The following is a 12,441-nucleotide window of genomic DNA, read 5'->3' as shown; positions in this document are numbered from 1 at the left end:
CCTCTTCGCCACCGTCCTGTTCGGCCTGTTCCTGCAGCAGCTCTTCGAACTTCAGGCGCTTGATCACCATCTTGTCGTCAAGCACGAACGACAGCTTGTCCTGCCAGGCCAGGGCAAGCTGGGTAACCACCTTGCCGGTGCTCAGGTGCAGCTGGATCTCCTCGCTGGTCAGGTCCTGGCGCTTGCAGCGCACGATGCCGCCGTCTTCGGCGGTGTCCCGCAGTTCGCACTCGTCCAGCACGTAGAAGCCTTCGGCAGCCTGTTGCGACTTGACCCAGTCGGTCATGGTCGCAGTGGGTGCGATCTTCACGGTCACCGGGCGCACCGGCAGCGAACCCATCACTTCGCGCAGGGTCGACAGCAGGTCTTCGGCGCGCTTGGCGCTGGCCGAGTTGACCAGGATCATCCCCAGGCGCGGGGCGATGGCGGCGAAGATCATCGAGCGGCGGATGAACGCGCGCGGCAGGAAGGCCTGGATGATCTCGTCCTTGATCTGGTCGCGCTCTTTCTTGTAGACCTTGCGCATTTGCTCGGTCTCGATCTCTTCGACCTTCTCTTTCACGGCATCGTTGACCACGCTGCTCGGCAGGATGCGTTCTTCCTTGCGCGCGGCAACCAGCAGAAATTCGCCGCTGACGTGCACCAGGGGAGCGTCTTCACCCTTGCCGAACGGCGCGATGAAACCGTAGGTGGTCAGCTCCTGGCTGGCGCAGGCGCGGGCTGGCTTGGTGGCCAGCGCGGCTTCCAGCGCTTCAGGCTCGAACGGTACTTCCTGGGTCAGGCGGTAGGACAGCAGGTTCTTGAACCACATGGGGGGCAATCTCTCCTTAATGCATAAGGCGGGCATTATTCTCCGAGCAGTGCTCCGAGGCCAACCCTGTCAGAGGGCCAGCAGGCCCGATAACGGAGGAAAAGCCCCGGCTGCGCTAGGTCTTTGAAAGGCTTGGAGTTTTTTTTGAAAAAAAATAAAAAAATGCTTGCCAGGGTAACAGCCCCTCCGTAGAATGCGCGCCACACCGAGACGAAGGGTGATTAGCTCAGCCGGGAGAGCATCTGCCTTACAAGCAGAGGGTCGGCGGTTCGATCCCGTCATCACCCACCACTCGATGTATAGCGCAGCGGTAGTTCAGTCGGTTAGAATACCGGCCTGTCACGCCGGGGGTCGCGGGTTCGAGTCCCGTCCGCTGCGCCATATTCCACTTCCTGGGCCCACTGAACACCCGGAAGTAACAAACAAAGCGACCTTAGAGTCGCTTTTTTTGTGCCTGAAATTTGCGCTGGGTGATTTTGCAAAAAAGTTGCTTCAATGGCTTGCCAGGCTGCTGGTTCATCCGTAGAATGCGCGCCTCACCGAGACGAATGGGTGATTAGCTCAGCCGGGAGAGCATCTGCCTTACAAGCAGAGGGTCGGCGGTTCGATCCCGTCATCACCCACCACTCGTTGATTAGCGCAGCGGTAGTTCAGTCGGTTAGAATACCGGCCTGTCACGCCGGGGGTCGCGGGTTCGAGTCCCGTCCGCTGCGCCATATTCCGCTTCCAGGGCCCACTGAACACCCGGAAGCAACAAAAAAAGCGACCTTAGGTCGCTTTTTTTGTTTGAGCGCTTACCGGCTACGCTCTTCATCCCGCAATGTCAGCACCTCGACCCCATCCTCAGTCACCGCCACCGTATGTTCCCACTGTGCCGACAGGCAGTGGTCGCGGGTGATCACCGTCCAGCCATCTTTCAGCGTCCGCGTCCCGCGCCCACCCTGGTTGATCATCGGCTCGATGGTGAACACCATGCCCGGTTGCAACTTCATGCCCATGCCACGCAGGCCGAAATGCAGCACCTCGGGCCCTTCATGCATCTGCTGGCCAATGCCATGGCCGCAGTATTCGCGTACCACGCTGTAGCCAGCCGCTTCGGCATGAGCCTGGATGGCATGGCCGATGTCACCCAGCGTCGCCCCAGGGCGTACCTGCCCGATGCCTTCCCATAGCGCCTCATAGGTAATGTCGACCAACCGCTGTGCGTCTTCGCTGATTGGCCCGATGCTGTACATCTTCGACGAGTCGGCAATGTAACCGCCCTGTTCGAGGGTGATGTCGACATTGATGATCGAGCCTTGCTTCAGCACTTCATCGACTTTGGGGATGCCATGGCAGACCACATGGTCCACCGAGGTGTTGAGCGAGTAGGGGAAGCCGTACTGGCCCTTGCTCGCCGGGCGTGCCTTGAGGGTATCGACGATGAATGCCTCGGCGCGGTCGTTGATCTGCATCGTCGTCACGCCGGGGCGGATGAAGCTGTCGAGTTCGGCGAACACCTGGGCCAACAGCCGGCCGGCATTGCGCATCAGTTCGAGTTGGGCAGGGGTCTTGAGGATCACCTTGGACATGGAATGCGGGCTGTAGCTCTTGCCGGAAAGTGCCCCAGCATAGCGCCATGGGCCTTGTTGCTGCCACCGCATGGTGCGGTTGCCTGTACCGGCCTCTTCGCGGGCACGCCCGCTCCCAAAGGACCTCCACAAGTTTGAAGACTGCGCAGTACCTGTGGGAGCGGGCGTGCCCGCGAAAGGGCCGGTACAGCTGGCCCACAAATTGCTGACTGACTGCTATCCAGGGCTATCAACGTCGACAGCCCAGAAACCTCACGACAAAGGCGCCGTGTTGCCCCGCTTGCTTTGCAAGCCCGGGCAGCCGGCGCCTTTTTGCGTTCCAGAAAGGGGAGACCGCCCATGGCCACAAGCGAAGTACGCAGCGTATGCCCCTACTGTGGCGTCGGTTGCGGCATCGTCATGAGCATCAAGGACGGCAAGGTCAGCAAGATCAGCGGCGACAAGCAGCACCCGAGCAACTTCGGCCGCCTGTGTACCAAAGGCCTCACCGCACACCTGCCACTGACCGCCGCCGGGCGCATGGAGCACGCCTTCGTCCGCCAGCAACGCAGCCAGCAGCCGGCGCGCAGCAGCATGGACCAGGCCATTGCCCAGGCCGGCGAGCGCCTGCGCGCTATCATCGACCAACACGGTGCGGACGCCGTGGCGCTGTATGTGTCCGGGCAGATGTCGCTGGAAGCCCAGTACCTGGCCAACAAGCTGGCCAAGGGCTTTATCCGCACGCGACATATCGAGTCCAACTCACGGCTGTGCATGGCCAGTGCCGGCAGCGGCTACAAGTTGTCGCTCGGCGCCGACGGCCCGCCCGGCAGCTACCAGGATTTCGAACGTGCCGAGGTGTTCCTGATGATCGGCGCGAACATGGCTGACTGCCATCCGGTGCTGTTCCTGCGCCTGCTGGACCGGCTCAAGGCCGGGGCCAGACTCATCGTGGTGGATCCACGGCGCACCGCCACGGCCGACAAGGCCGACCTGTTCCTGCAACTGCGCCCCGGCAGTGACATGGCGCTGCTCAACGGCCTGCTGCACCTGCTGCACCACAACGGCCACACCGACCCCGCGTTCATCGCCCGTTACACCGAAGGCTGGGACGAGCTGCCGGCCTTCCTCGACGATTACACCCCGGCGCGGGTAGCCGCCATCACTGGCTTGAGCGAAGCCGACATCCGCCGGGCTGCAGAATGGATCGGCACCGCCGGGGAGTGGATGAGCTGCTGGACCATGGGCCTCAACCAGAGCGTCCACGGCACCTGGCACAGCAACGCCTTGTGTAACTTGCACCTGGCCACCGGCGCCATCTGCCGCCCCGGCAGCGGGCCTTTTTCGCTGACCGGCCAACCCAATGCCATGGGCGGCCGCGAAATGGGCTACATGGGCCCGGGCCTGCCGGGCCAGCGTTCGGCGCTGGTGGCGGCGGACCGCGCCTTCGTCGAGCAGCAATGGCGCCTGCAACCGGGCAGCCTGCGCAGCGAAGCGGGTGAGGGCACGATCGCGCTGTTCGAGCAGATGAAGGCCGGCGAGGTGAAAGCCTGCTGGGTGATCTGCAGCAATCCGGTGGCCAGCGTCGCCAACCGGCAACAAGTGATCGACGGCCTGCGCCAGGCCGAGCTGGTAATCACCCAGGACGCTTTTCTCGACACCGAAACCAACCGCTACGCCGATATCCTCCTGCCCGCCGCGCTGTGGGCCGAAGGCGAGGGCGTGATGATCAATAGCGAACGCAACCTGACGCTGATGCCTCAGGCAGTTCAGGCGCCCGGCCAAAGCCTGGCGGACTGGCAGATCATTGCCCGGGTCGCCTGCGCCATGGGCTACGCCGAGGCCTTCGATTACCCGGATGCCGAGGCGGTATACGAAGAGATTCGGCGTTTCTGGAACCCGGCAACCGGCTATGACCTGCGCGGCATCGGCTATGAGCAGTTGCGCCAAAGCCCACGGCAATGGCCCTGTGCACCGGGTTGCGAAGATGACCGCAGCCCGCTGCGTTACCTCAACGACGGCAGCAGCCAGCCTCTGTTGCGCGATGCGCAAGGCAATGCGCCTGCCCTGGCATTCCCCACCGCCAGCGGCAAGGCGCGCTTCTTCACCCGGCCCTGGCTGCCGGCGCCCGAACTGCCCGACGCCGACTACCCGCTGGTGCTCAATACCGGCCGCGTGCAGCATCAGTGGCACACCCTGACCAAGACTGGCAAGGTGCCGGCGCTGAACAGGCTGGAGCCTGGGCCCTTCGTTGAAATCCATCCTGATGATGCCGCCCGCCTGGGCATCGTAGACAAGGATCAGGTCGCCATTCGCTCACGTCGCGGCCAGGCCGTGCTGCCGGCGCGCATCAGCGACCGGGTCATGCCCGGCAACTGCTTTGCGCCGTTCCACTGGAACGACCTGATCGGCGAGCAGCTGGCGATCAATGCCGTTACTTGCGATGCAGTCGATCCACTGTCGCTTCAGCCGGCATTCAAACATTGCGCCGTGGCCCTGGAGCGGGTCGCCAGTGCGCGCATCGATGCCCTGGAGCTGAACGGCGCTGTTATGCAGCCCGCCCAGCCAGTCGCAACGCCAGGCCTCGGCGGGCCGCGCCACCAGTTGCTGTGGGCTTCGCAGACGGGCACTGGCGAAGCGCTTGCCGAGCGCTGTGCCGAGCACCTGCGTGGTGCTGGCCTGGCGGTGCAGCTCAGTTGCATGGCAGCGGTCGACCCCCGGCAGCTGCAAGGCGCCGCCAGTGTGGTGCTGATCACCAGCACCTTCGGTGACGGTGATGCGCCCGACAGCGCCACGGCGTTCTGGCAGGCCCTGCAAGGTGAGCAGGGCGCTTGCTGCGCGGAGCTGCCGTATGCCGTGCTGGCCTTGGGTGATTCCAGCTACGAGCAGTTCTGTGGATTTGGCCGCAAGCTCGACCAGCGCCTGGCCGAACTGGGCGGGCGCCGCTTGTTGCAGCGGGTCGATTGCGAACCGGATTTCGATGAGGCCTTCGCCGCTTGGCTCGAAGCCCTGCTGGCGGAGCTCGGTTGCGCCAGCTCGCCACCACCGGCCAGCCAGTCGGCGCCAGTCGCGGGTTACAACAAGCAGCAACCGTGGTTGGCCCCGCTGCTGGAAAATCAGCTGCTCAACGGTCCGGGTGCCAGCAAGGAAACCCGCCAACTGGTGTTCGACCTGTCCGGCAGCGGTTTGACCTATGCCGCCGGCGATGCCCTGGGCGTGTGGCCGCGCAACTGTCCGGCACTGGTCGACGAACTGCTGGCGCTGACGCAGCTCGATGGCCAGGCGGTGGTGGAACTGAAGGGGCAGCCGCTGATGCCACTGGTCGAGGCTCTGGAAACCCGTCTGGAGATTGCCAAGGTCACGCCGCAGCAACTGCAGGTTTTCAGCGCGCATTACGCCGAGCTACAGCACCTGCTGCAACCCGAGTGCAAGGCGCAACTGCAGGATTGGCTGTGGGGCCGGCAGTTGGTCGACGTGCTGCGGGCGTTCCCTCAGCAGTTGCCGCTGGCCACCTGGCTCGATCTGCTCAAGCCGCTGCAGCCGCGCCTGTATTCGATCAGCTCAAGCCCATTGGCTCATCCGGACCAGGTACACCTGACCGTTTCCACGGTGCGCTATGGCGAGCGCAAGGGTGTGTGCTCCACCTTCCTCGCCGATCGGGCGCAGTCACTGAAGGTGGCGATCTTCCCGCAGGTATCGAAGCACTTCCGCCTGCCCGAGGACAACGACGTGCCAGTGATCATGGTCGGTCCCGGCACCGGCATCGCGCCGTTCCGTGCCTTCCTCGAAGAACGTGAGGCACAGGGTGCCAAAGGCGGGAACTGGCTGTTCTTCGGCGAACAGTATGCGGCCACGGATTTCTACTATCAGGAGCAGCTTCAGGCCTGGCAGGCGAGCGGGCATCTGCGCCTGGACACGGCGTTCTCGCGGGACCAGGCCGAGAAGGTCTATGTGCAGCAGCGCATGCTCGAACAGGGTGCGCAGCTGTGGCAGTGGCTGGAGGCGGGGGCGTACTTCTATGTGTGTGGCGATGCGCAGCGCATGGCCAAGGATGTGGATGCGGCCTTGCGTGAAGTCATTGCCGTGCACGGAGGGGTGGATGCCGATGCTTATGTCGAGGCGTTGAGCAAGGCCAAGCGGTACCGGCGCGATGTGTATTGATGTGCTCCAGGATGGGGAGTGCTGCACTTGAAATGTGCATTGGCTGTGCTGGCCTCTTCGCGGGCAAGACCGCTCCCACAGGTTCACCTCGCTGCTGAACCCTGGCGGTCCCTGTAGGAGCGGGCTTGCCCGCGAAGAGGCCAGTACAGGCAACCCAATTGGCACAGTCCCTGCTTTATCCCTGATACAACAAAGCCCACTGATCAACGGCGATCAACCCGGGCCACCCACCGTGATGAATACAGGCAAAGGCGCCTGGAGCTTCGGCTCCAGGCGCCTTTTTTTTGATCGAGGATCGGCTTATGAAGGCAACAGCGAGCAGGCAACGAGAGCGACTGGTCATCGTCGGCAACGGCATGGTCGGCCACCACTGCGTGCAGCAGCTGGTCGAACGCGGCGCCCTTGAGCGGTTCGAGCTGCACGTGTTCGGTGAAGAACGTCAACGTGCCTACGACCGCGTGCACCTGTCGGAGTACTTCGCCGGCAGCTGTGCCGAGACCCTGGCCCTGTGCGGGCCGGACTACTACGGCAACAGCGGCGTGCACCTGCACCTGGGCGAAGCGGTGCTGGAGATCGACCGCGAACGCTGCGAGGTGGTGACTGCCGAGGGCCGCTACGGTTATGACCAGTTGGTCCTGGCCACCGGTTCCTACCCGTTCGTGCCGCCGATCGAAGGCTCCAGCGGCAACGCCCGCCTGGTCTACCGCACCCTCGACGACCTCGATGCCATTCGCGCTGCTGCCGGCCAGGCGCGCCGCGGCGTGGTGGTCGGTGGCGGCCTGCTCGGTCTGGAAGCCGCCAACGCGCTGAAGTCCCTCGGCCTGGAAGCACACGTGGTAGAGTTTGCCCCCCGGCTGATGCCGGTGCAGCTGGACGGCGAGGGCGGCGCCGCGCTCAAGGCGCAGATCGAAGCGCTGGGTGTGGGCGTGCACCTGTCGCGTGCCACCCAGTCGATCAGCGCGGGAGAAGCCTACCGCTACCGCATGAATTTCGATGGCGGCGAGCACCTGGAAACCGACCTGATCGTGTTCTCTGCCGGCATCCGCCCACAGGATGCCCTCGGCCGAGCCTGCGGCCTGGAGATCGCTGCACGCGGTGGCGTGGTGATCGACAACCACTGCCGCAGCAGCGACCCACGCATCTTCGCCATCGGCGAATGCGCCTCGTGGAACGGCAGCGTGTTCGGCCTGGTCGCTCCGGGTTACAGCATGGCGCGCAACCTGGCTGCGCTGCTGATGGGCGAAGCTGCCAGCGCCTTCACCGGTGCCGACATGTCGACCAAGCTCAAGCTGCTGGGCGTGGATGTCGGCTCCATCGGCGATGCCCACGGCGCCACGCCGGGTTCGCGCAGCTACCGCTTCATCGACGAGGCCAACAGCGCCTATCGCCGGCTGGTGGTGGATGCCAGCGGCAAGCACGTGCTCGGCGCAGTGCTGGTGGGCGACAACAGTTACTACGACACTTTGCTGCAATATGCCCAGAACGGCATCGCCCTGCCGGCCGACCCGGCAGCGCTGATCCTGCCGCAGAGTGGCGGTGCGCCTGCGCTCGGTGCCGACGCGCTGCCCGACAGCGCGACCATCTGCTCGTGCCACAACGTCAGCAAGGGTGCAGTGTGCGCGGCCATCGACAGTGGCTGCGGCGACCTGGCTGCGGTCAAGGGCTGCACCAAGGCGGCCACTGGCTGCGGTGGCTGCGCAGCGTTGCTCAAGCAGGTGTTCGACCACGAACTCACTGCCCGCGGCGTGACCGTCGACAAGAGCCTGTGCGAACACTTCGCCTACACCCGTCAGGAGCTTTACGGGCTGGTGCGCGTGGAGGGTATCCGTACCTTCAACGAACTGCTCGAACGCCACGGCAAGGGCCATGTCGGCTGCGACATCTGCAAGCCGGCGGTGGGCTCGATCCTCGCCTCGTGCTGGAACCAGCCGATCATGGACCCGGCGCTGGTGCCGCTGCAGGACACCAACGACACCTTCATGGCCAACATGCAGAAGAACGGCACCTATTCGGTGGTGCCGCGCATTCCGGGCGGCGAGATCACCCCCGACAAGCTGATCGTGATCGGCCAGGTGGCGAAAAAGTACGACCTCTACACCAAGATCACCGGTGGCCAGCGCATCGACCTGTTCGGCGCTCAACTGCACGAGCTGCCGCTGATCTGGGGCGAACTGATCGCAGCCGGCTTCGAGACCGGCCACGCCTACGGCAAGTCGACGCGCACGGTGAAGTCGTGCGTGGGCAGCACCTGGTGCCGCTACGGCGTGCAGGATAGCGTCGCCATGGCCCTGCGCCTGGAGGACCGCTACAAGGGCCTGCGCAGCCCGCACAAACTCAAGTTTGCTGTCTCTGGCTGCACCCGCGAGTGCGCCGAGGCGCAGAGCAAGGACATCGGCGTGATCGCCACCGACAAGGGCTGGAACCTGTACATCTGCGGCAACGGCGGCATGCGCCCGCGCCACGCCGAACTGTTCGCCACCGACCTGGACGACGAAACCCTGGTGCGCCTGATCGACCGCGTGCTGATGTTCTACATCCGCACGGCCGACAAGCTGCAGCGTACTTCGGTCTGGCGCGAAAGCCTGGAAGGCGGCCTGGACTACCTCAAGCAGGTGATCCTCGACGACAGCCTGGGCCTGGCGGCCGAGCTGGAGGCGCAGATGCAGCATGTGGTCGACCAGTATGAATGCGAATGGGCCAACGCCCTCAACGACCCCGAGAAGCTCAAGCGCTTCCGCACCTTCGTCAACGACAAGCGCGCCGACCCGGACGTGCACTTCGTGCGCGAGCGTGAACAACGCCGGCCGGCTGCAGCGCTGCACCTGATTCCAACTGTCGAGGAAGCTGTCTGATGAACCTGTCCGATGCTGCTGTGAAAACCCAGGAGAACTGGCAGACGGTGTGCCGGGCCGATGACCTGGTGGCCGACTCCGGCGTGGTGGTGTGGTTCGATGGCGCGCAGGTGGCGCTGTTCTACCTGCCCGAGCTGGAGCAGAGCCTTTACGCGGTCGACAACCGTGATCCGCGGTCGGGGGCCAATATCATCGGCCGCGGGCTGGTGGGTAGCTTGCAGGGCGAACTGGTGGTGGCGGCGCCGTTGTACAAGCAGCACTTCAGCCTTGAAAGTGGGGCGTGCCTGGAAGATGCCGGGCAGCGGCTGCGGGTGTGGCCGGTGCGCTTGAATGGCGGGGCGGTGGAACTGGCGCTGGCCTGACATGCTTGCATCGCCATTACCGGCCCTTTCGCGGGCCCGCCCGCTCCCACAGGTACTGCGCAACCCTTAGGCATTGTGCGATCCCTGTGGGAGCGGGCGTGCCCGCGAAGAGGCCGGTACAGACCACTTAAATGACCAACCCCTGCGGCTTACGCCCGGCAAACACATCCACCAGGCTGGCCACCACCATCTCACCCATGCGCGTGCGGGTCTGCACCGTGGCACTGGCGCGATGCGGCTGCAGTACAACATCCTCGCGTTCGAACAACGCTTCGGGCGCCCGTGGCTCATCGGCAAACACATCCAGCGCCGCCCCCGCGATCTCGCCGGCCTCCAGCGCCGCAATCAACGCCGGTTCATCCACCAGCTTGCCGCGCGCGATGTTGATCAGATACCCCTCGGCGCCCAATGCCTGCAGCACTTCGCGGTTGACCAGCGCCTCGCCCTTGTCGGCCGCCGCCGCCAGGATCAGCGCATCGCTGTCCTTGGCCAGCTGCACCAGATCCGCCTCGAAACCATAAGGCACCTCCAGCGCCTGCAGATCGGTGTAGCGAATCGGGCAACCGAACGCCGCCGCCCGCTGCGCCACGGCGCGGCCGACTCGGCCCATGCCGACGATGCCCACGCGCATGCCCGACACCTGGCGAGCCAGCGGCAACGGTGCCAGCGGTGTCGCGCTGGTGGCCCAATGGCCAGCGCGGACGAAGCGGTCACCCGTGCAGATGCCACGGCACACGCCGATCAGCAGGCCCATGGCGAGGTCGGCGACATCCTCGGTGAGGGCGCCGATGGTCGCCGTCACCTGGATGCCACGGTCGCGGGCATAGGCCAGGTGCACCGCGTCGGTGCCGACGCCATTGACCGCTATCACTTCGAGGTTGGGCAGGCGCGCCATCAGCGCCTGGCTGATGCCGGTGTGGCCACCGGTGATCACGCCGCGGATGTTGTCGGCATGTTGGCTGACATAGGCGTCCTTGTCGGCCTGTTCGTAGTAGCGGTGCACGGTGAACAGCTGTTCCAGGCGCTCACGGATTTGCGGGATGAGGATCGGGCTCAGTTGCAGGACTTCAGGTTTCATCGGTCACTCCATCAGGAACAGGGGTCAGCCGCGGCCAACGAAGGGCATGCTGCTGGCCATCACGGTCATGTTCAGTACGTTGGCGTCCAGCGGCAGCGCGGCGATGTAGCGCACTGCATCGGCCACATGGCGCACGTCGAGCATCGGTTCGGTGGCGATCTCGCCATTGGCCTGGCGTACACCACGGGTCATGCGCTCGGACAGTTCGGTCAGGGCGTTGCCGATGTCCACCTGGCTGCAGACGATGTTGTAGGGGCGGCCGTCCAGCGCCAGCGCCTTGGTCAGGCCCAGCACCGCGTGCTTGCTGGCGGTGTAGGGCGCGGTGAACGGGCGTGGGGTGTGCGCCGAGATCGAGCCGTTATTGATGATTCGCCCGCCTTGCGGCTGCTGGCGGCGCATCAGGCCGAAGGCGGCACGGGCGCACAGGAACACACCGTCGACGTTGGTGGCGATGACGTTGCGCCAGTTCTCCAGCGGCAGCTCGTCGACCGGTACGGCGGGCGCATTGATGCCCGCGTTGTTAAAGATCACATCGAGGCGCCCATGTACCTCTTCGATGGTGGCGAACAGCTGTGCGACGCTCTGTTCATCGCGTACGTCGGTGGGTACGGCCAGGGCTTCACCACCCGCTGCCAGCGCTTGTTCGACGACGGCTTGCAGTGGCTCGGCGCGGCGCCCGGCGAGGACCAGGCTGAAGCCGTCTTCCAGCAGGGCGAGGGCAACAGCGCGGCCGATGCCGCTACCAGCGCCGGTGACCAGGGCGATTTTCTTGTTTTGGCTCATGTGGGGCTCCAGTAGATTCAGGCGGCGTTGGCCGCTTGCCTGGCAGGGCGAGGGCCGACGCGCAGGTGCAGTTCGCCGATGCCATCGATGCCGGCGCGGATCGTGTCGCCCGGGTTCAGCGGCGCCACGCCGGGCGGGCTGCCGGTCATGATCAGGTCGCCGGGGCGCAGCGGCAGCTGGCGCGACAGTCGGCTGATCACCTCGGCCAAGGCCCAGGTCTGCTGGCTCAGGTGGGCACGCTGACGCTCCTGGCCGTTCACCTGCAGCCACAGCGATGCGTCCAGCGGCAAGGCGCATTCGTTGGCAGGGACGATGGCGGTCATCGGTGCCGAGGCTTCGAACACCTTGGCGCCTTCCCACGGCAGGCCCTCGGCCTTGGCCTTGCGTTGGTGGTCGCGACGGGTCATGTCGAGGCCGGCGGCAAAGCCGAACACGTGTTCCAGGGCATGCTCCGGGGCAATGTCGGCGCCGCCCTTGGCGATGGCCGCGACCAGCTCGATTTCGTGGCAGAACTCATTGGTCTGGGGCGGGAAGGGCAGCTCGCCCAGCGCCTCGACCACGTTGCTCGCCGGTTTCATGAAGAACACAGGTTCTTGTGGTGCCGGGCCGTAGGACTCCGGCCAGGGGTAGTTGCGGCCCAGGCAGAACACCCGGCCGACCGGAAAGCGCGCAGCGCTGCCGCGGATCGGCAGGCTGACGATGGCCGGCGGGTTGAACAGGTAGGTCATGGATGGATCCTCCGTACTAAAGTGGCCAGCGTAAGCCAGAGGCTGGCCGGCAAAGTTGGACGAAAGCGGGGTCGGCTTGGACTATCCAAGTAACCTGTGCCGGCCCTTTCGCGGCT

Annotated in this window: 8 protein-coding genes and 4 tRNA genes; 7 read left to right on the top strand and 5 right to left on the bottom strand. The window is 65.0% G+C overall.

Translation table 11 applies throughout. The features are described from left to right. Positions 1-811: recombination-associated protein RdgC (rdgC, locus tag APH33_RS22025; protein WP_054887167.1), on the bottom strand; the 811-nt coding region annotated here is incomplete at its 3' end. A 215-nt stretch (positions 812-1,026) separates the two neighbouring features. Here rdgC and APH33_RS22020 point away from each other — a divergent pair. The 4 genes from APH33_RS22020 (at position 1,027) to APH33_RS22005 (ending at position 1,527) form a co-directional block, all read left to right on the top strand. Further along, a tRNA-Val gene (locus APH33_RS22020) sits at positions 1,027-1,102 on the top strand. Positions 1,103-1,115: 13 nt separating this feature from the next. Then, positions 1,116-1,192: transfer RNA gene (locus tag APH33_RS22015), tRNA-Asp, on the top strand. Between the two features lie 169 nt (positions 1,193-1,361). After that, a tRNA-Val gene (locus tag APH33_RS22010) sits at positions 1,362-1,437 on the top strand. A gap of 13 nt (positions 1,438-1,450) precedes the next feature. Beyond that, positions 1,451-1,527, top strand: a tRNA-Asp gene (locus APH33_RS22005). A 78-nt stretch (positions 1,528-1,605) separates the two neighbouring features. On the opposite strand, the gene map is transcribed toward APH33_RS22005, so the two are convergent. Then, on the bottom strand, positions 1,606-2,382 hold the full coding sequence (gene map, locus APH33_RS22000) for a type I methionyl aminopeptidase (RefSeq protein ID WP_054887168.1): 777 nt from the start codon (positions 2,380-2,382) through the stop codon (positions 1,606-1,608). Positions 2,383-2,721: 339 nt separating this feature from the next. Between map and APH33_RS21995 the strand changes: the two genes are divergently transcribed. The 3 genes from APH33_RS21995 (at position 2,722) to nirD (ending at position 9,736) form a co-directional block, all read left to right on the top strand. Continuing rightward, positions 2,722-6,522 carry a bifunctional nitrate reductase/sulfite reductase flavoprotein subunit alpha gene (locus tag APH33_RS21995; RefSeq protein WP_054887166.1) on the top strand — a complete coding sequence of 1,267 codons (3,801 nt, stop codon included), beginning with the start codon at positions 2,722-2,724 and terminating at the stop codon, positions 6,520-6,522. 302 nt (positions 6,523-6,824) lie between these two features. Beyond that, positions 6,825-9,374: a nitrite reductase large subunit NirB gene (gene nirB / locus APH33_RS21990; protein WP_054887165.1), complete on the top strand. Its 2,550-nt coding sequence runs from the start codon at positions 6,825-6,827 to the stop codon at positions 9,372-9,374. After that, positions 9,374-9,736, top strand: coding sequence for a nitrite reductase small subunit NirD (gene nirD / locus APH33_RS21985; protein WP_054887164.1), 363 nt, complete (start codon positions 9,374-9,376; stop codon positions 9,734-9,736). Before nirB ends, nirD begins: the two co-directional genes overlap by 1 nt. A gap of 127 nt (positions 9,737-9,863) precedes the next feature. Here nirD and APH33_RS21980 read toward each other — a convergent pair whose 3' ends face one another. Genes APH33_RS21980 through APH33_RS21970 form a run of 3 tightly spaced genes read right to left on the bottom strand, consistent with a single transcriptional unit; the run spans position 9,864 to position 12,325 of the window. Then, complete coding sequence (locus APH33_RS21980) at positions 9,864-10,814, bottom strand: 2-hydroxyacid dehydrogenase (RefSeq protein ID WP_054887163.1); 951 nt, start codon at positions 10,812-10,814, stop codon at positions 9,864-9,866. A 24-nt stretch (positions 10,815-10,838) separates the two neighbouring features. Next, on the bottom strand, positions 10,839-11,597 hold the full coding sequence (locus tag APH33_RS21975; RefSeq protein ID WP_054887162.1) for an SDR family oxidoreductase: 759 nt from the start codon (positions 11,595-11,597) through the stop codon (positions 10,839-10,841). Positions 11,598-11,614: 17 nt separating this feature from the next. After that, positions 11,615-12,325: a fumarylacetoacetate hydrolase family protein gene (locus APH33_RS21970; RefSeq protein ID WP_054887161.1), complete on the bottom strand. Its 711-nt coding sequence runs from the start codon at positions 12,323-12,325 to the stop codon at positions 11,615-11,617. Positions 12,326-12,441 lie beyond the last annotated feature (116 nt).

The organism is Pseudomonas sp. NBRC 111130, from assembly GCF_001320485.1.
In the GTDB taxonomy this organism is placed as follows: Bacteria; Pseudomonadota; Gammaproteobacteria; order Pseudomonadales; family Pseudomonadaceae; genus Aquipseudomonas; species Aquipseudomonas vlassakiae.
Note: the sequence above shows the minus strand (reverse complement) of the source record. Positions and strands in the feature narration are given on the sequence as shown.

Bases quoted from the DNA above. Each gene is read 5' to 3' on its own strand.
- map (WP_054887168.1), bottom strand. From the start codon at position 2,382: ATGTCCAAGGTGATCCTCAAGACCCCTGCCCAACTCGAACTGATGCGC.
- APH33_RS21995 (WP_054887166.1), top strand. From the start codon at position 2,722: ATGGCCACAAGCGAAGTACGCAGCGTATGCCCCTACTGTGGCGTCGGT.
- nirB (WP_054887165.1), top strand. From the start codon at position 6,825: ATGAAGGCAACAGCGAGCAGGCAACGAGAGCGACTGGTCATCGTCGGC.
- nirD (WP_054887164.1), top strand. From the start codon at position 9,374: ATGAACCTGTCCGATGCTGCTGTGAAAACCCAGGAGAACTGGCAGACG.
- APH33_RS21980 (WP_054887163.1), bottom strand. From the start codon at position 10,814: ATGAAACCTGAAGTCCTGCAACTGAGCCCGATCCTCATCCCGCAAATC.
- APH33_RS21975 (WP_054887162.1), bottom strand. From the start codon at position 11,597: ATGAGCCAAAACAAGAAAATCGCCCTGGTCACCGGCGCTGGTAGCGGC.
- APH33_RS21970 (WP_054887161.1), bottom strand. From the start codon at position 12,325: ATGACCTACCTGTTCAACCCGCCGGCCATCGTCAGCCTGCCGATCCGC.